7 protein-coding genes are annotated in these 20,108 nt (G+C 69.3%); 3 read left to right on the top strand and 4 right to left on the bottom strand.

The window, feature by feature from the left end; all coding sequences use genetic code 11:
• Positions 1-6: 6 nt before the first annotated feature.
• The 3 genes from ACIGII_RS16825 to ACIGII_RS16815 all read right to left on the bottom strand — a co-directional run bounded on the left by ACIGII_RS16825 (position 7) and on the right by ACIGII_RS16815 (position 13,829).
• Positions 7-3,360, bottom strand: a complete 3,354-nt coding sequence (locus ACIGII_RS16825; RefSeq protein ID WP_399640464.1) for a hypothetical protein — start codon at positions 3,358-3,360, stop codon at positions 7-9.
• On the bottom strand, positions 3,357-12,896 hold the full coding sequence (locus tag ACIGII_RS16820; RefSeq protein WP_399640461.1) for an SdrD B-like domain-containing protein: 9,540 nt from the start codon (positions 12,894-12,896) through the stop codon (positions 3,357-3,359). Before ACIGII_RS16820 ends, ACIGII_RS16825 begins: the two co-directional genes overlap by 4 nt.
• Positions 12,897-13,118: 222 nt before the next feature.
• The gene (locus tag ACIGII_RS16815) at positions 13,119-13,829 is read right to left on the bottom strand and encodes a response regulator transcription factor (RefSeq protein WP_399640458.1); all 711 of its coding nucleotides are present in this window, start codon (positions 13,827-13,829) and stop codon (positions 13,119-13,121) included.
• 166 nt (positions 13,830-13,995) lie between these two features.
• Here ACIGII_RS16815 and ACIGII_RS16810 point away from each other — a divergent pair, with 166 nt between their 5' ends.
• Positions 13,996-14,787: a hypothetical protein gene (locus ACIGII_RS16810; RefSeq protein WP_399640456.1), complete on the top strand. Its 792-nt coding sequence runs from the start codon at positions 13,996-13,998 to the stop codon at positions 14,785-14,787.
• Here ACIGII_RS16810 and ACIGII_RS16805 read toward each other — a convergent pair.
• Positions 14,739-16,886, bottom strand: coding sequence for a S46 family peptidase (locus ACIGII_RS16805; protein WP_399640453.1), 2,148 nt, complete (start codon positions 16,884-16,886; stop codon positions 14,739-14,741). The genes ACIGII_RS16810 and ACIGII_RS16805 overlap by 49 nt on opposite strands.
• A 124-nt stretch (positions 16,887-17,010) precedes the next feature.
• Here ACIGII_RS16805 and ACIGII_RS16800 point away from each other — a divergent pair, with 124 nt between their 5' ends.
• The gene (locus ACIGII_RS16800; protein WP_399640450.1) at positions 17,011-18,696 is read left to right on the top strand and encodes an Hsp70 family protein; all 1,686 of its coding nucleotides are present in this window, start codon (positions 17,011-17,013) and stop codon (positions 18,694-18,696) included.
• A complete protein-coding gene (locus tag ACIGII_RS16795) occupies positions 18,693-20,081 on the top strand; it encodes a hypothetical protein (protein ID WP_399640447.1) in 1,389 nt (462 codons plus the stop codon). The genes ACIGII_RS16800 and ACIGII_RS16795 overlap by 4 nt, the downstream gene beginning before the upstream one ends.
• Positions 20,082-20,108 lie beyond the last annotated feature (27 nt).

Here is a 20,108-nt window from a genome sequence, read left to right as displayed (position 1 = left end):
GCATCCTCAGCGTGCCGGGTCGCGGTAGCGGACGGGGTCCGGCCGGAAAAGGTCTTCGTCGAACTTGAAGCGCAGGCGCACGAACACGCCCTGCTGGGTGTACTCATAGCCGTTCAGGTCGCGGTCGCCGGCAAAGCCGGTCCAGTTGTAGCCGGCCGACAGCCACAGGTTCTGGCGCAGCAGGCGGCCGACTTCCATGCCGTAGGCGTACTGGTTGGCGCCGCTCTGGCCGCGGAACGTGGAGCCGAGCACGCCGATGTCCCAGTTCTCGGTGATGTCATAGACCACCCGACCGGACAGCAGCGTGGCGCGGAAGTCACTGTTGACCCGACCCCCGTCGGCGTAGGCGAACTGATCCTGTTGCCACTTCCCGGCCACGCGCCCGGTGAACCACCACGGCCGCGATGGATGCCAATCGGCATGGGCAGAGACAATGTGCGCGCGGGTGCGCACGTCCTGGCTGCTGCCATCCACGGTGCTGCCGTCGACCAGGGTCAGCCCGCTCTCGTCGCGCTCGAGCTTGTACTCGTAACGGGCCAGCGCGTTGATCCGGTTGCGGTCGGTATCGCGGTAGGCCACGCCCAGCTGGAAGCGGTCCTGCAGCACGTCGCCGCGTGCGGCATACCGCGTGCTCAGCAGGTAGTTGCGGGCCAGCAGGGTCCAGTCACGGCTGAGCTTGCGCGCCAGCATGAACTGCAGCAGCGTGGTGTTGAACGCCTCATTGGTGTCGGTGTCCGGCACGTCTTCGGAGATGCGGTGTTCGGCCCGTATCGCACCGCGCCACAACGGGTTGGCGCCGTAGTCGAGGGCCAGCGCCAGGCCGGTGCTGTCACCGGTGCTGCCGTCGATCACCTTCACGTGCTCGGCCGAGCTGGACAGGCGCAGGCCCTCGGCGATGTCCCAGTTGTTGCGGATACCCGAGGCGGCCTGTACGTCGCGGCCACTGATCGCGTCGCGCAGGCGGTACTCGCTGAAGGTCTGGGTATCGCGCAGGTAGCTGCTGTCGATACCGAACACCAGCGCGTCGGCCTCGCGGTCGGTGGTGGTGATGCCGTAGGCGCTGGTCAGGCCGGTCTGCTTTTCGTAGCGGCCGTACAGGCGGCTGCGTTCGAACACCTGGTAGTCCAACCCGGCGGCCAGGCGCCGACGTTCTTCCCCGCTCACGCTGTGCTCGATCTCGGCACCACTGCTGAGCTTGTCGCTCAGGCGGTAGCCCAGGCCGAAGCGTGCGCTGTCCGATTCCAGCTCTGTGCCCACCGGCAGGTCGCTGGTGATCGGGCTGCCGGTGCTGCTGCCGTTGATCACCATCAGCCCGGTGGCCGGGTCCAGCGCCTGCTGGCCGTAGCCGAGCGCACCGCCACCGGCACCGGTGGCGAAGCCGCCGGTCAGCCCGCCGGCATTGCCGAACGGTACCCCGGACGACCACGGCGAGGTCACGCCGATGGTCTCGCGGATGCTGCGCACGCCCAGGTCCACGGTCAACCGTTCAGTAGCGCCAATGCGCACGCCGGCGCCGCCGGCATCGCGCTTGCCACCGTCCGGGTTGCGGTCTTCACTGCGCAGCCCTTCCACGTACAGCTCCAGGCGCGGCCCCAGCTGGTAGGCCACGCGCGCGTTGTATTCACCGCGGCCACCGTACAGCGGCGCGGCCGGGTTGTTGAACGCCGGATCGGTACGGGCGGCGAACAGGCGCGCTTCCAGCTTTTCGGTCTGGTGCGCGAACTCCACGCGCCAGGCATCACCTTCCACCTCGCCGGTGACGTCCTTCAGGCCCTGCGAGGTGATCTGGTTGATGCTGTTGGTATTGACCTCGCTCTGGGTGCGCGCGAACTCGGCCACCAGCAGGGTGTTGTCGCCGAACCGGTAGCTAGCGTTGGCGCTGCCCATGCGGAATTCCGCATACGGGTTGCGGTCATCCACCGCCGCCGCGCCGACTTCCAGCCGGTCGGTGAGCTTCACCTGCGCGTCGGCTCCCACCACCCAGAACTTCTCGGTGTCCTGGTCCAGTTCATAGGTGATGCGCAGCGAGACCGGGTTGAGGTCGCTGTCGAAGGCCGGCAGGAACTGGTTGAGCAGGATGCGGCCGGAGAACGGCTCGAAGCTGTAGTCCACCAGCCGCGCCAGCGGCCGCACCGACACGATGCGGGTGGGCTGGTTGCGGTCGCGCGAGATGACTTCGACACGCTCGCTGCCTTCCAGCACCGCGTTGTTGCGCAGCGCGTAGGGACCACTGCCCTGGCTGCGGAACTCTTCGATCACCTGGCGCAGGGAATCTTCGATGGCGAACACATTGCTGCGCACGCGCTCGCTTTCGAAATGCCAGCCCAGCCCGGTGGCGGTGCGGTTGTAGGTCCCCAGGCTGCGCTGCGGAATCGGACCGCTGCCGCCGAACCCGGTGGCCGTGGCCAGCCCGTCGCCGGTCTGGAAGTCGCCGTAGAGCAGGTAGCTGCGCTTGTTGTCGATACGCACGTACAGGCGCTCGGCCGAGCGCGCGTCGAAGCCGCGCAGCGACGCGTCGCCGTAGACCGGGTAGAACTCCTCGGGCTGGATGTCGCGCAGCAGTCGGCCGCGGGTGTCCTTGTCCGAATCGTAAGCCGCAGTCAGCAGCGCATCGCCCTTGATCCGGCCCTTGACGAAGAACGCGGTGCGCGCGGCGGCGTTGGCCTTGCCGTTGTTGAACTGGCGCTCCCAGCGACGGATGTCGCGGTCGAACGCGTCGTTGTGCTCCACCGGCGAAACCAGGCTGCCATTGCCGTGGCGACGGAAGTTGACCACGCCTTCGATGAGGCCGGTGGCGATCATCTCGCGCATCTCCGGCACGAAGCCGATGCTGCCCTGCGCGGTTTCGGCCCCGGCGGTGATCCGCAGCAGCACATCCTGCGGCTCGTGCGGCGCGACCAGGTCGAACTCGGCCACGCCGTCGACCACCTGCAGCTGCACGCCCGGGGTGACCTTGTCGGCATCCAGCGCACCCGGACCGAGCTCATCGGTGCGCGAGCCGGGCAGGCGGATCCGGCCACCACTGTGTTCAATCGTCGCGTAGGTGGTGCCGGCCAGCGGCAGACCGCTGGGGTCCAGCAGCTGCACGCGCACGTGCACCGGGCTCTGGCCATCGGCCGGCACGCCGTCGCGGTCCAGCTCGACCACGATGCGGTCCAGCGTGCCCGCTGCGGCGCGCACCGCAACCGGCGCGGCGTCCACGCTGGCCGGGCTGCGCGGGTACAGGGTGCTGGCATCGCCCAGTACCGGGGTGAAGCGGCCCGGCGTACCCACGCTCTGGGCCATCGCCGGCAGGGTCGCCAGCGCACAGGCCAGCAGGCTCAGGCGCGGCAGCCGGCGCACTACGGAAGCACCGCTCATGGCTGGCCCTCCGTGGTGGTGGCGGGCGGTGTGGCTCTGGGATGCACGATCGGTCTCTGGTTGGCCGTGTCGGTCGCCTGCTGCGGCGCCCGTGCGGGTTTGCTCTCGAAGCGCAGCGGCGCCTGGCCCGGTTCGGTTTCCGGGGCCTGCACCTCACCCTGGGTGCGGCGGGCCTTGACCTGCTCCAGCACCGGGTTGGCACAGCTGCCTTCGATGAAGTCGGCGCGGTGCATCTCGCCGTTCTTCAGGTCGAGGAACAGGCTGTCGGCGTCGCCCAGGTTGCGGTTGCTGCTGGTGGTCAGGCGCGCGCCGACCGGCAGCGTGCTGCCGTCAACCTTGAGCGTGTGGCTCTGCGGCGGCAGGCCGCAGAAGCTGTACTTGCCTTCCGAATCGCTGATCACCCAGGTGCCGTCGGAGAAGTACAGGCGCACGCCGGGAATGCCGAGCTCTTCGCGGTCCTGCAGGTGGTTGTTGTTGCAGTCCATGAACACCTTGCCGAGCACACAGGCCTGTTCGGTGAACACGCCACCGGTGACACGCACGCGGTATTCGGCACGGTTGGAGGCCAGCGAACCGGGCAGCGGGGTGACCGCCACCGGGTCGATGCAACCGCCGCTGATCGAACAGCCATGGGCCTGCGCACGGTTGATGCCGTCGCCCTGCTGCGCGCCCACGCCCACGCGGACCCGGTAGGTCAGCACGATCTGGCCACCGACAGTAATCGGCCCCAGCGCAAACCCCAGCAGCGGGCCGGGCTTGCCGGCCGGGTCGGCCACCGCACGGCCGTCGGCACGCGCGGTACCGCCGATGTAGGTGAAGCCACGCGGCAGGCGGTCGATCACGTTCAACGCGGCCAGCGCACTGCCGGCGGTCTGGCGCACGGTGATGGTGTACTGCACGGTGTCGCCGATTTCGGCGGTCTGGCGGTCGCCGGTCTTGGTGATCGCCAGGCCGGTGGCCACCGCCGTATCCAGCGGCAGATGGTTGTGCACGATCGCTGCGGTGGCCGAACCTGCGAACAGGTTCAGGTAGTACTCGGTCGCCGTACCCACCGCGCCGGTCGGCGCCTGGGTGTTGGCCTGCACGACATGGTTGGCACCGGCACCGCCGGCCGGCGACAACGCGCTGGCCTGCGGCGGGATCATGCTCGACACGAAGGTGTAGCCACCCGGCGGCGTCACCGTCAACTGGAACTCGCAGCGGGCCGGCGCCGCCGGACCAAACGCGAACTGGTAGAAGCCTTCGCTGCCCACCGTCATCGCGATGCTGCTGCCGTCGATGCGGTAACCGCCACCGGCGGCATTGAGCACGGCCGTGCGCGGGTCGTACCCGCTGCACATCCCCACCGGCGCCAAGGTCACGATCGAACCGGGCACCGGGTCGCGGGTGGTGGCGTCATACACCACGCCCGAGGGGTCTACCGGCAGGCTCTGCTGCGCGAGGTGGTCGCCGGCGCGCAGCACCACTTCCAGCTGGCTGGTGCCGTTGTCGGTGGTGCGGCAGGCGCTGACCCCGCCGCGCGCGATCGCCGCGTCGGCGTCGCAGGCTTCCTGCACGCCGCCGGCAGTTTCGCGGGTGACCGGGAACGGCCACAGCACGGTCGAGCGCGGGTCGCGGAAGCGGATGTTCCACTTCACGCCCGGCACCACGTCGCCGAAGCGGTAGCTGCCATCGGCCGCACTCACGGTGGTCTTCACCACCTGGCCGTTGGCGGGGTCCACCAGCTCCACGATCCAGGCCGACAGACGACGGTCGCCGCCATCCAGCAGCTGGTCATCGCTGCCCACGTCGAACCAGACGGTACCGCCAACCGATGCGGCCAGCTGCACGCTGTTGGGCACGCGGCAGGCGTTGTGGATGATGGTGTCCACGCACGCCGGCAGGTTGCCCACTTCGCCCTCGAACGCGGCGCGTTCGGTTGCGGTCGGGGCGCGGAACGGGTTCTCGCCGCCGCCTTCCACCAGCACGGCATTGTTGACGGTGCCGGCCTCGGCCGCTGCGGCGGCCACCCGCGCCACCACGGCGATGCTGTCCGGCGATACCGCACCGGCGGCCAGCACGCGCTGGCTGGTGCAGCTGAAGCGGGTTGCGCCGGGTTCGCCGGTGCAGGTCCAGCCGGTCCCCACCGGCAGACTGTCCAGGCTCAGGCCCGCCGGCAGGCGGTCGTGCACCGTGTACTCGCCACGGCTCGGCTGCTGGCCGGCGTTTCGCACCTGGATGGTGTAACCGGCCAGGTTGTTCACCGTGAAGCGCGTGGCGGTGGACGCCTTGCTGACCATCAGGTCGGGCGAATCGCCGATCTCACCGAAGTTGTACTCCAGCGCGTCCACGCCCAGTGGCAGCACGATCTGGCTGATCGCCGACGGCACGCTGGCGCGGTCGCTGGCCACACCGACCAGGGCGGCGTTGACGGTACCGGCGCTGGTGATGCCGTTGAGCGTCTGCGGCGGCTGGGTCGGCTCGGTCACGGTGTAGGTGCCCGGGCGCAGGCCCTCGAAGCGGTAGCGGCCGTCGGCGTCGGTGTTCAACGTGAGCGACACCGGCTGGCCGAGGTCATCGGTGCCGGTCAGCACCACGCTGACCCCGGCAATGCCGCCTTCGCCGCTGTCGACGCTGCCGTTGTCGTTACTGTCGTTGTAGACGCGGCCGGCAATGCTGGCGGTCGGAATCTCACCAAAGTTGTTGTTCACCGACTGCTGGTTCACGCCCAGCACCAGCGCAGTGATCTGCGACGGCGCCGTGCCCGGCGTGGTGACGCTGCCACCGGTGCTGCCGGCCACGGTGCGGCCATCGCGGGTGCCGGTGGGCTGTTCCGGTTCGGTCACCACGTAGGTGCCCGGCGGCAGTTCGGCGAAGCTGTAGCTGCCGTCGGCGTCGGTCACCGTATCGCGGCTGATCGGGTTGCCGGCCAGGTCGGTGCCGGTCAGGGTGACCCGCACGTTGGCCAGGCCGGTTTCGCCCGGGTCGACCACGCCGTCATTGTTGCGGTCGGTCCAGACCTTGCCGCTGATGCCGCTGTTGAGCGGAATCTCGCCGAACAGGTTGTCCACCGAGGCGCTGCCCGGCGTGGTCAGGTCGATGGTGCTGATCGCACTGGGCACGGTGGTGATCGGGGTGGCGGTGCCACGCGGCGTGCCGCCGACGGTGCCGGCGGTGGTGATGCCGTTGCTGGTGCCGGCCGGCTGCTGCGGTTCAACAAGCGTGTAGGTGCCCGGGCGAAGGCCTTCGAACACGAAGCGGCCATCGGCACCGGTCTGCACGCTGACCGAGACGCTGGCGCCGGTGTCGTCGGTACCGGTGACCTGCACGGCCACCGCTTCGATGCCGGTTTCAGCGGCACCGTTACGCACGCCATCGTTGTCGACATCGAAGAACACCGCGCCGGCGATGGACACCGGCAGGATCTCGCCGAAGTCATAGGCGGTCCCTGCCTTGCCGGCCGGCAGCGTGATCGCGTTGATCGCGCTTGGCACGCTGGCCACGGCCGTGGACACGCCCACGATGGCGCCGTCGATGCTGCCCGCACGGGTGAGGCCGTTGAGGGTCGGGACGCCATTGAACGACGGCTGCGTGGCCTGCTCGGTCACGCTGTAGGTGCCCGCCAGCAGGTGGTCGAAGCGGTAGCGGCCGTCGGCATCGGTCGCCACGGTGACCACGGCGTTGCCCAGCGCGTCGACCGTGCCGGCCGGCAGTTGCAACTGCACGCCCGGCAGGCCCGGCTCGCCGGCGTCCTGCTCGCCATTGTTGTTGCGGTCCAGGAACACGGTGCCGGACAGCGACGCGGCCAGCTCGCCGAAGTCGTTGCCGCTGGCGCCGGCGGCGGGCAGGTTCGCGATCAGGATGACGTTGCCCGGCTGCTCGCGGCCTTCGCCCAGCCCGGTCGGCTGGGTTTCGGTGATGCGGTAGGCCTGGCCGGCGATCGCGCCAGGGTAGCTGTACTGGCCATCGGCATTGGTGACCAGGGTCACGGTGGTGTCGTCGGGCGTCCCGAACACGCCGTCGGCGCCATTGCCGACGATGGTCACCTGCACGCCGGGCACGCCGATGTCGCCGGCGGTGTTGTCGCCGTCGTCGTTGCGGTCCAGGTACACCGTGCCGCTGATCGGCGCATTGGCCAGTTCGCCAAACAGGTAGCCGCTGGCGTCCTGCCCGGCGTTGATGGCGATCGCGGAAATGACGTTGGCCACGGCCGTGCTGCCGGGGGTGGCCGCATTGCCGGCCGCATGCTTGCCGTCCAGGTAACCGGCCGGCTGCGTTTCGGTCAGGGTGTAGCCGGTGCCGGCCTGCGGCGGCAACAGGTCACTGAAGCGGTAGCCGCCGTTGGCATCGGTGGTGGTGGTCAGCGCGACCGGATTGCCAAGCACGTCCGTGCCCGACAGGGTCACGGTGACGTTGGCGATGGCGTTTTCACCGGCGTCGCGGCGGCCGTTGTTGTTGTTGGCCGCCACGTTGGAGAAGTCTTCGTAGACCTCGCCGCTGAGCGCACCGAGCGCCTCGCCGAAATCGTTGCCACTGGCACCGGTCAACGGCAGCGCGTTGAGGGTGATGCTGTTGGTCGCGTTTTCCGCAGCGTTCGCATACCCCTGCGGCTGCGTCTCAGTAATGCGGTAGTTCTGCCCGACCACCAGGCCATCGAAATCGTAGCGGCCCTGCGCGTCGGTCTGGACCACCACCGGTGGCAGGTCGTCGCCCGTACCGAACGCGCCGTCGGGGCCCGCGCCGATGAGGGTGACGGTGACGCCCTGCAGGCCGCCATTGGCCTGCGAATTGCGCGTACCGGCGTCGCCGGCATCGAAGTCGCCGTTGCCGTTGCGGTCCAGGTACACATGCCCGGAGATGGCGGTGACCGCGTCTTCGCCGAAGTTGAACGCCGTGGCGTCTTCGCCGCGCGAGAGGTCGATGTTGCCGATCCGGTCGGTGGTTGCCGCATCGCCGGCCGCGCCGGTGGCCACGGTGCAGCCTGCGCACGCCGCAGCACCCACCAGGCCTGGATTGATCGCGCTCGGGCGGTTGCGGTAACTGCCGGTGGGCAGCACTTCGCGCAGCGTGTACACCTGCAGCGGGTTCAGGCCGGGGAAGCTGTAGCTGCCGTCGGCGGCGGTGGCGGCACTGGCCACCACGGTGCCGCCCGCGTCGAGCAGTTCGACGGTGGCATTGGCGATCGGGGCGTCGCCGGTGTTGCGGGTGTTGCTGTAGTTGCTGTCGACGTAGACGAAGCCGGACAACGCCGGGCGGCGCACTTCCGGGAAGTTGTAGCGCACCGCGTCCACGCCCGCGCCCAGCGCAATGGCGGTATAGAGCGAGTTGGCGCTGATCGCCGGATCAACCACGGCATAGGCACCGCCGGCCGACGGCGCCAGGCCGCCCGACGCGGGCGGTGCCACCGGGCCATTGACGTAGGCGGCCGGCTGCACCTGGGTAAGCGTGTAGCCGTCCGTCCCGGCCGGTGCGAGGTTGTCGAAACGGTAGACACCATTGCCGTCGGTGGTGGTCGTGAGCGCTACCGCGTTGCCGTAGGCGTCGGTGCCGGTGAGGCGCACTTCAACGCCGGAAATGGTCGGCTCGCCGGCCTGCGGCGTGCCGCCGTCGGTGCCGCCGCGCTCGCGGTCCTGGAACACCACGCCGGCCAGCGAGGACCGCACCACGGTGTGGGTGCTGGTGCCTTCGTCATTGCCGGGGGTCGGGTCGAGCTGGTCGCTGGTGGCGCGTGCGGTGTTGAGGCCGGTGCCATTGGCCGGCACCGTGGTCCAGCGCGCGGGGACCAGCACGCGGACGCGGCCGTCCAGCGCCAGGTCACCCATGCGGCAGGTAAGGTTGCGACCGTTCACCACGCAGCTGCCGGTGCCGTTGCTGACCACGCCGGCGTCAGCGGTGTTGCCGGCCTTCTGCCAGCTGGTGCCTTCGCCGCCGCCGATCACCTCCAGGCCTGCCGGCAGCGTATCGGTCACCACCACGCCATCGCCGCGCAGCGGATTGTCGCCGCTGCGGTCGCGCGACAGGCTGTGGCCGGGGCCGTTGTTGACCACGTCCAGCACGTACCAGAACGGCTGGCGCAGGCTGATCGTGGTGGCAGCGGCGGGCAGCGGCTGGGTCGGGTTGGCATTGGGCGCCAGCACCACGCTGGTCTTGGTCATTGCCAGGTCCGAGCGCGTGCGGATGCTGGTTTCCTGCACCGCGCTGTTGTTGCTGGTATCGCGCTCGGTTTCGGCCGAGCGTGCGGTGACCGCGTTGAGCAGCGTCGCGCCGGTGGCCGGCGGCGCGCTGAGGTACTGGTACACCAGGTACAGGTAGCTGGTCTGGTTGGCGGCGATCGCGCCCTGTTCGGTGGTGGACACGCCCACGCTGGGCATGCTGCACGACAGGGTCTGCGGCGCCGTGGTGGGATTGCTGCTGCCCGGGGCAACGGTACAGCGCACGCCCGGTGCTTCCATCGCACCCTGCGGGGTGGTGGCGGTGCCGGTGCGGCTGCCGACGAAGGCCACGCTGGCGCCACTGGCCGGGGTGATGGTGTCTTCGATCACCGTGCGCGTGGCCAGCGACGGGCCGTCGTTGCGCACGCTGACCTGGTACAGGATGTAGTTGTTGGCTTCCTGGCCCACGCGCGAATCAAAGCCCAGCGGATCCACCGCGCCGGCGAAGTTCTGGTCGATCTTGTTGACGATCAGGTCCACTTCGCCCGCGGTGAAATCCAGCGCGGCGGCGCGCAGGTCGTCGTCAGTGCGGCTGTTGTAGTTGTAGCTGCGCCCGCTGCCGTCGACGCCGCTGGCCGGGACCGGGCTGCCGGTGTTGTCCGGGTCGAAATGGAACGAACCCTCGTTGGTGAAGCGGCGGCCGGTGTTGCCACTGTTGACGTTCGGGCGGATCACCACCGTCATGGTCTGGGTGGAGTTGTTGGCCATGTCCAGCGGCGCGCAGGTCAGCCTGAGCGTGGCCGGCGCGGCGCCGGTGTTGAACCACGAGGTACCGCCCGGGGCAGGCGCCGAGCTGATCGCTGCGTCATTGGCGGTCACGCTGCACGCGGTGCTGCCGCTGCCGGTACGCACCGCGGAAACCAGCACGAAACCAGCGTCATTGGCCGGCAGGGTGAAGGTATCGCGGAATACCACGCCGCGCGCCGTGGACGGGCCCCGGTTCTGGTAGGTGATGCGGTAGGTGGTGTTGACGCCGGCGCGGCCCGGGCTGCCGGAGGTGATGTCCTTGGCGGTGGTGGCCACGTTGGCCACCGGATCGATCTGCACCCAGTCCGAGGCGCTGTTGTTGCCCGGGTTGGCTTCGCCGATCGAACCGCTCACGCTCGGATCGATGCTGACGCCGGCGGTGTTGCAGAAGCGGCCGGCCGGCATCGCCACGCCACCGCAGGTACCGGCGGCCTGGCTCTGGCTGTCGAACAGGCCACGGTTGACGGTGAACACGATGGTGGCGGTGGCGCCGGCCGCCAGCGCAGTGCCGGCGGAGCGGCAGATGTAGCCGCTGCCGACCACATCGCAGGTCCAGCCGGCCGGCACGGTGTTCTTGGTGACGGTGGTGCTGCCGGTGACAAAGCCCGGGATGGGGTCGTTGACCACCACGCCGGTAGTGGTGGCGCCGTTGTTGGTGACCTGCAGCGTGTAGCTGACCCCGCCATCCGCTTCCCGGATCACGTTGTCGGCATCGCCGGCGCCATTGGTGCGCTTGGTGATGGACAGGTCGGCGCGGGCGTCGGTGGCGCGGCTCTGCCCACCGGTGCAGTCATTGCCGGTGTTCGGATCCAGGTTGATGCCACCGGCGGTGGTCGGTTCGGCCGAACCGCCGCTGCCGCCGGTACAGGCGTTATTGGTCAGCGTGCCCTGCAGGCGCGCAAGCGTGTACAGGGTCAGCGCGGCGGAGTTGTTGTTGACCGCGACCGGGTAGCCGCCGGTCTGGGTGCAGGTGACGACCTGCGCCGGGGCGCCACTCCAGGCGCGGTCCACGCTGCAGCTGAAACCGCCCACGGTCACGGGCACGCCGGGCGCGTAGGGCTGCCCACCGGCATCGACCCATTCTTCGCCCGCGGCAAGCGTGTCGACCAGCTGCAGGTTGCCGGTGACCGCGCGCGGGCCCAGGTTCTGCGCGCGCAGGGTACTGGTCATCACGCTGTCGGTGCGCAGCCCGGTGTTGTTCCACACCGGCACCAGCGCCGGGGTCTTGGTCTTGGTCATGCGCAGGTCGGCGCCGTCAGGGATGACGGTCAGGCCGACGCTGCCTTCGTTGTTGGTCAGCACCGGGTCCGGCGTGGCGGCGCTGATCTGGGCGGTGTTGGTGACCGTGCCGCTGCTGTTGGTACCGGTGGATGGCACCTGCGCCTGGATCGCGATCTGCGCCTGCGCGCCCGGCGCGAAGCTTGCGGCGGTACAGGTGACGACGGTGCGCTCGGCGTTGTCGCTGCACGACCAGCCACCAGGGCCGGCTACGCCGTTGACGATGAAGCCTTCGGGCAGCGCATCGCGCAGCACCACCGTGGTGGCGGCACTGGGACCATCGTTGCGCGCGGTCAGCGTATAGGTGACCACCGAACCGGCGGCCGCCGGCGCGGGCGACACCGATTTGGACACCAGCAGGTCCGCACCGGCGGTGACCTGCGTGGTCACCTGCGCGGCATTGTTGTCCGGTACCGGGTCCGGCACGTTGCCGGCATTGACCACCGCCGAATTGACGATGTTGCCGGTACCGACATTGACCTTGCCGCGGAACGAATAGCTGGTGCTTGCGCCTACCGCCAGGGTGCCGTTGTAGGTGCCGTTCTGCTGGGTGAAGGCCCAGTCCGCACCGGTTGGCGCGCCGACCAGGGTGACGTTCGGCGGCAGCGTATCGGCCACCCGGAAGCCGGTGGTCACGCTGGGGCCGTTGTTGCGCACGGTGAGGGTGTAGGTGATCTCGCCGCCGCCGATGACCGGGTCGGGCGTGGCGCTCTTGCCCAGCTCGAGATCGGCCGCCGCCTGGATGGTGGTGTTCTGGCTGGTGCGGTTGTTGGCAACGTTGGTATCGCTGCCGAAGAACGGGTCGGTGTTCTGCAGCGTGCTGATCGGCGTGGTCGCCGGCGGCAGCGCGCTGGCGAAGCCGATCGCGGCGCGAACGGTAATCGTCGCTGGCTGCGAGGCGATGGTGGTGACCGGCAGCTTGAATTCGTAGGGCGCCGTAGAGGCGTTCAATGCCGGGTTCTGGCACACCACGCGGGTAGTGCCGGCAGCGCCCGCCGAGGCGCTGCAGCCCGCCGGGGCAGTGCTGCCCAGCGCGGTGCCGGCGGGCAGGTCGAACAGGGTCACGCTGCCGCTGGCGGTGTCGTTGGCGCCGTTTTCGACCTTGACGTTGTAGATCACCGTAGTGCCTGCGGGCACCGGGTCGTAACCGGTGTCGGAGAAGTCGGTGATCTGCAGGTCGATGGCGAGTGCGGGAAGTGGCAGCACCATCACCAGGGCCAGCAGGGCGCGGCGCAGCGACAACCGCCGGGACTGCGCCTGCGTGCGCTCAAACGGCGTTGCCGCCGCGCAGATGCCTGCGCGATCGCTCTGGATGGACATGCGTTTTCCCCTGTTCCGGTCGTTGCAGCGTTCACAGGGAACGCCGCACGATGCGTACCCAACGCAACCGGTCCAGACGTCCCCTGTCAGATGAATCCCAGGCCTGCAGGCGACAGACGTCGCCGACGATGCCGGGCGGGGCGGATTGTGATGTTGCCGTGAAGGCAAGTCAGTGCCGGCGGCTCACGCAGGCTCACACTGGCTCACACCGACCGCAGCGGGTCAGGCGGTAAGCAGGTACCCCTGGCCGCGCAGCGCGCGGATCGGCAACTCGACTCCGGTGGCGCCGCGCACGCGCGCGCGCAGGCGATGGACCAGCACGTCCAGGCGGTGCGGATCGAAATCCCACGGGGTGTCGGTGAGGGTGGCGATCATCTGCTCGCGGGTGACGGCGTCGCCGTTGGCCGCGAACAGCAGCTGCAGCACACCGCGCTCCATCACCGTCAGTGCCAGCGTCGCTGCGGTCGGGGCGTGCAGCGTCCAGCCATCCTCGGCCAGTCGCCAGCGCGGCGGCGGCGTGGTGGTGGCGGCCGCGACAGGCGGCGCCGGCGACAGGCGACGGCGCAGGCTGTGCAGGCCGGCCGCCAGCACGTCCAGGTCCGGCGGCTTGACCAGGTACAGGTCGGCGCCCCGGGTCAAGCCCATCGCCATGTCGCGCGGGTCGCCGCGCCCGGTCAGCATGACGATGCCGACCTGCAGGGCCTCGCGCAGGTGCGCGGCCACGGCGTAGCCATCTTCACCGGGCAGCCCGACGTCCAGCACCACGATGTCGCAGCGGTCGGCCAGCAGCGCGCGGTACAGCGCCTCGGCGCTGTCCAGCCCGCGCACCGTCGCCCCCCGCCAGGCCAGGTCGTCCAGCAGCAGTGCCTGCAGCTCGGCGTCGTCTTCGACCACCCAGATGTGCAGCCCGTCCAGTTCCTGTACTGCCGTCACGTAGTGCGTCGTTTCCCAGGCATCCAGTCTGCAGTCTAGCGGTCGTACGCCCGTGCGCAACATCAGCGGCGGGGATGGAATCGACAACAGGGCGTCGTGGTTGCCCCTTGCCGCGGTGGAACACGACGGTCAGCGTGGAGGCCTCCCTGACCTGATGGAGGCTGCCGTGCCCGTTCCCACTTCCCCTGACGTCCTCAGCCCGATGCTGAGCCGGCGCCTGGAAGCGTCGCTGCCGCTGGAGCACCGCATCAGCGCGGTCGAGGCGCTGCGCTACCTGCTCACATCGGTGCGGAACGTACCGCCCGTCACCCACACGCCCCCGCCACTGGACAGGACGAACCCATGGCCGATGGCCAGGGTGTTCCAGTGCCTGACCCAACCGGGCGCTGGCGCCGAGCAGGGGCCACTGAGCGCGGCCGAATGCCATACCGTGCACACGGTGCACTACCTGTACGAAGTCCATTCCGCCCCATCATTGGACCGGATCCCCCTGACCGCGGGCCGATGGCCACAGGCCGCCATCCATGCCCGTGTGCTGAATCAGGTGCGCCGCGAGTTCGCCCAGCTGCCCCATCCCCAGCCCTTTGAAGGGTGGGAAAAGTCGGTCCACGACGTGTCCGCCCGGCTGATGGCGCAGTCGCTTGACCTCGGCCTGCAGCCCACCGAGGTCGTGGTGGTGGCCTCGCAGGAAGTGCCGCCGGAGGCCCGCCGTCATCTGGGCGGGGTGACCCTGCACCTGGCGGCGTGGAATGCCGCCACGCCGCCGCCGGAATGCACGCCGGAAACCGCCAATCCGAACGTCTGGGACCCGAGCAACCCGCTGGGCAACGAGCCGGACCTGCGGCGTGCACCGCTGCAACTGGAATGGACCGGGATCACCCCCCTGCTACCGGGGCAGGCCCGTGCCGGTCACTCGGCCGGTACGCCCATTTCGGTCAACAGCGCCGGCGCCGGGTAGACCTTGGCCAGCAGCCAGCGCAGGTAACGCATGTCCACGTGCACGGCGCGCTTGAAGCGCGGGTCGAACCACCAGCTGGCGCTGACCGATTCCCAGTTGCTGTCGAAGTTCAGCCCGATCAGCTCGCCGCGTGCATTGAGCACCGGCGAGCCGGAGTTGCCGCCGGTGGTGTCCAGGTTGGTCAGGAAGTTGACCGTCTGGGTCTTCAGCACCGGGTCGGCGGTGCTGCCGAAATCGCCCTTGGCGATCGCCGCCAGCAGCGGCTTGGGCGCATCGAAGGGGAACGCGTTGGTGTTCTTCTCGACGATGCCGGCCACGGTGGTGACCGGGTCAAAGTGCACCGCGTCGCGCGGCGACAGCGCTTCCACCCTGCCATAGCTGACGCGCAGGGTGCGGTTCGCGTCCGGGTACACCGTACGGCCCTGTTTCGCCCGCCACGCGAACAACGCCTGCATGTAGGCCGGGCGCAGACGCAGCTGTTCGCCTTCGCGTTCCTTGCGCTGGTCTTCCAGGCGCAGCTGCGCGGCCACCAGCGGGCCGGCCAGGTCGATCAGCGGGTCATGCGCCAGCGGCCTGCCTTCCCTGGCGGCGGCGAAGCGGCTCAAACGTTCGGCTTCTTCGCCGAGGCGGGTGCTGGCGTACAGGGTGTCCAGCGCCTTGGCCAGCGTGGCCGGCGTGCGGCCGAAGGCGGCATCGAACTCCGGCACGCGCTGCGCGTCGGGCAGCTGCTGGTAGCGGGTCAGCAGGCGGGTCAGCAGTGCCTTTTCCACCTCCGGCGCGTAGCGGCGCTGGACCTGCTTGAGGGTGCCTTCGATCAGGGCCTGGTCGCGCTGCTGGTAACCGCTCTCGCGCTCGGCGTCCGGCTTGGCCGATTCGATGCGCAGGCGTTCCAGCAGCAATGCCGAACGCAGCAGCTGGCTCTGGGTGGCGGCCTGTTCGAGTACGAAATCGCGCTCGCCCATCGCCGCGCCCTGCGACAGGGAACCGAGCAGCGCCTGGATGTCGGCCTGGTACGCGGCGTCGGTGGCCTTCAACATCGCCGCTTCGTCGGTGGCGCGCTGGGTCTTGGCATCGCTGCGCAGCAGGCCCTCCAGCTCACCGGCAGCGCGCTTGCGGTTGTTCTTCAGCGACTGCAGCTGCGCGGCGTAGCGGGTGCGCGCCTGCGCGTCCTGGGCGGTGGACGCTTCGATGGTGTCGATCAGCTGCTGGAACACCGCCACCCGGCGCGGCAGCACGGCATCGATCTGGCCGGCGAATTCGGCCGCCGTGCGGTGGCGGTAGGTGATGCCCGGGTAGCCGGCCAGCATGGCGAAATCGCCGGTCTTCGGCCCGTCGACCGACATCTTCAGGTGCGCCGGCGGGTGGTAAGGCACGTTGTCCGGGCTGTACGCGGCGGGCTTGCCGTCCTTGCCCACGTAGGCACGCAGCAGGGTGAAGTCGCCGGTGTGGCGCGGCCACATGAAGTTGTCGATCTCATCGCCATAGTTGCCGATGGCGCGCGGTGGTGCGTACACCAGCCGCACGTCGCTCAGTTCGAGCTGGCGGATGCGGTAGAAATCGGTGCCGTAGTACATGTCGGCCACGCTGCAGCGCACGTTGCCTTCCTGCTCGCACTCGGCCACCAGCCGCTTGCTGGCGCGGTCCACCGCGTCGAAATAGGCGCGCCCGGTCTTGCCGCGCGCATCACGCAGCACCTCATCGGTGACCTTGTCGAAGCCGGTGGTGACCAGCACGCGGAAGTCCGGATTGGACGGGCGCTCGTCGGCGCGACCCTGGGCGATGAAGCCGCCGTCGATCAGATTGTGCTCGGGTGTGCTGTTGTACTGGATCACCCCCATCGCCACGTGGTGGTTGGTCAGCAGCAGGCCGTCGCCGGACACGAACGAACCGGTGCCACCGCCGGCACGCACCACTGCGCTCAGCGGCGGCGCGGTGACGTTGGCCAGGTCGGCCGGATCGCCCTTGAAGCCGGCGGCCTTCAGCGGCTTGGCCAGGTCCGGCAGCTGGGTGGGCATCCACATGCCTTCGTCGGCGTGGGCAGCGGCGGCCAGGGTGAGGCCAAGCGCCAGGGCGGCAGTCAGGGGCGTGCGTGCGGGCATCGGTGCATCCGGTACGGCGGAACGAGGGAGCACCTTAGCCACTGCCCGCCGGTGGGGCAACGCCCGATGGTCAGGGGTGGGCACGCTGGCTAGAATCGCCGCTTCTCAGGGGGAGTTGTCAGGGATGATCGTAGGAATTGATCTGGGCACGACGCATTCATTGATCGGCGTGCATCGACCCGACGGGGGGGAACTGTTCCGGAACGCGCATGGCGACCTGCTGACCCCGTCGGTGATCAGCCTGGATGGCGACACCGTGCTGGTCGGCAAACCGGCACAGGAGCGGCTGGTAAGCCATCCCCAGCACACCGTAGCCCACTTCAAACGCTGGATGGGCAGTGACCGCGAGGTGCGCCTGGGCGCGCGCACGTTCCGCGCTGAAGAGCTGTCCGCACTGGTGCTGCGCTCGCTGTTGGCCGATGCCGAAGCCGCGCTTGGCCAGAAGATCGAAGAGGCGGTGATCAGCGTGCCGGCCTACTTCTCCGACGCCCAGCGCAAAGCCACGCGGGCGGCGGGCGATCTGGCCGGCATCCGGGTAGAACGCCTGATCAACGAACCCACCGCCGCCGCGCTGGCCTATGGCCTGCAGCAGCGCGACCAGGAAGGCCGCGTGCTGGTCCTGGACCTGGGCGGCGGCACGTTCGACGTGTCGATTCTGGAGTTGTTCGAAGGCGTGGTCGAAGTGCATGCCAGCGCCGGCGACAATTTCCTGGGCGGCGAGGACTTCCTGCAGGTGCTGGTGGACGCATTCCACGCCGACCATGGGCTGGACCGCAACGCGCTGACGTCGGCCGAGCAGGCCCAGCTGCAGCGTCGCCTGGAACAGTTCAAGCGCGATCTCAGCCAGCAGAGCAGCAGCCAGGTACAGATGACGCTGGCCGGTCGGGACGTCGCCTGGCAGCTGGACGAGGCCCGCTACGCACAGCTGTGCGAGCCCCTGCTGCAGCGCATGCGCGCGCCGATCGAACGCGCCATCCGCGACGCACGGCTGAAGCCCGAGGCGCTGGACGACATCGTTCTGGTCGGCGGCGCGGTTCGCATGCCGATGATCAGCCGGCTGGCCACGCGCATGTTCGGACGCCTGCCGCTGCGCCACATCCATCCAGACCAGGCCATCGCGCTGGGCGCCACGGTGGCCGCCGGGCTGAAAAGCCGGGACCAGAGCCTGGAAGAGATCGTGCTGACCGATGTGTGCCCGTACACGCTCGGCACCCAGGTGTCGCGCCAGGGTCCGGACGGTTCCGTGCGCGCGGGGTACTTCCACCCCATCATCCAGCGCAACAGCGTGGTGCCGGTGAGCCGGGAAGACCAGTTCTTCCCGCTTCGCGACGACCAGCGCGAGGTGGTCATCGATGTCTACCAGGGCGAAAGCCCCACCGTGGACAAGAACATCAAACTGGGCGAGCTGCGCATTGCGCTCGGTCACGGCAGGGCGGCCGGGAAAGGCCTGACCACGCGCTTTACCTACGACGTGAACGGACTGCTGCAGGTGGAGGTGGTGGAGGACGCCACGGGGACGCGGCATGAACTCGTTCTCGAACAGAATCCCGGCCTGCTGTCGCCGCAGGAGATCCAGTCGCGGCTGCAGGCGCTGCAGGGACTGAAGATCCATCCGCGCGAGGTGCAGCAGAACGTGGCCCTGCTGGCCCGCGCCGAACGCCTGTACGAGGAATTCATCGACCAGCGCGAGTGGCTCCAGCGCTGCCTCGAACAGTTCCGGCATGTGCTGGAGAGCCAGGACCTGCAGCGCATCGCACGGCACCGGAGCGAGCTGTCCGAGGCGATGGACGCACTGGAACGTGACGCGTGAGCTGGGGCCATGCCGCGCTCGGCCTGGCACCGGATGCCGACGAACGCGCGATCAAACGCGCCTATGCGGCGGGTCTGCGCCACACACGGCCGGATGAGGACCCTGCTGGTTTCCAGCGTCTGCATCAGGCCTACCAGGCCGCCTTGGCCTGGGTGAAGGAAGGGGTACCCGCCGGCGATGAGGACGCGGAGAGCATCGGCCGGGAGGACATCAGCACCGCCGTGGAGCAGCAGGAACCCGGTCCCGGGTCCGCGATGCCGGTGGAAGCGCGCAGCATCGAAGCGGCGCTGCCGTCGCGGCTGGACGTCCCGGCTTTCGCCCAACGCGTCATCGCGGCCGCGGCAGAAGGCCCGCCGTTGGCGTTCGCACGCTGGCTTGCCGAGCGCCCCGAACTCTGGCCGCTGCAGGACAAGCAGCGGGTGGGGGATGCGGTGCTGCACGCCCTGCTGGACCTGGATGCGCCCATCCGGATGGAGAACTTCGACGCGCTGGGTGACTGCTTCGATTGGGACGACATTGCAAGCAACGTGGACCCGTTCGTCCTGCATGACTGTCGTCGGCGCCTGCATCGGCACTGGGTCGTGCAGCCACCGAACGGTGCCTGGCTGGCGTACTTCCTGCATCGGCCGGATGCGCCCGTCAATGAAGCCCAGGCACGGGCGCAGCTGGCCTGGTTGACCCGGCCGTGGCAGCGCTGGCGTGCCGTGCTGACGGCCGCCGTGCCGGGGCCGGTCCCGGTCATCGGCCGCATGCTGACCCTGCTGGGCATCGAGGACGCAGGGCAGGCCCCGCCGCCGCTGCAACCGGCGCAGGTCGCGTTCTGGCTCGACCTGACCCGGCGCGGTCGCATCACCCGCGCCCAGCTGGAGGTGGTCGGACTGCGCAGCCTGCTGTGCGCGCTCACCTGGCTGGTGGTGATCGGCACCCTGGCCGTCGCAGACAGGCCCGCGCAGGCCCCGGCAGGCCCCAACCATGGGCTCGACCTTGCGCTTTACGGCGCGCTTTCACTGCTGGTGGGGGGCATGCTGGTCCTGCCCTTCCGGCGGCTGCTGGACTGGCAGTCGGCTGCTGAAGCGCCGCAGCAACGCGGCAGGCATGTCCGGCTGCTGTTCATTCCATTGCTGGCGGTCATCGCGCTCGCGCTCATCCATGCCGTCGACCAGCGGGTGGCCGGCACCCTTGTGGCGGTGCCCGCGCTGATCATTGCACTGGTGCGCTGGTGGCGACGCGGGTTCTACACGCTCAGGCTCAACGGCTGGATGCTGCTTGCCTTGTGGCCGGCGGTGAAGCTCGCCGGCCTGGTCATCGTGTTCGGCGAGATTTCGATCGCACTGGCCGTGATCGTGTGGGCGTTCGATGCGGTCAATGCGGCGAAGGGGAAATAGGTCGGGCAGATGCATGGGCAGCCGGGC

It is taken from the genome of Stenotrophomonas sp. NPDC077420 (assembly GCF_044543385.1).
Taxonomy (GTDB): domain Bacteria; phylum Pseudomonadota; class Gammaproteobacteria; order Xanthomonadales; family Xanthomonadaceae; genus Stenotrophomonas.
This window is presented reverse-complemented; position numbering and strand designations above follow the sequence as displayed.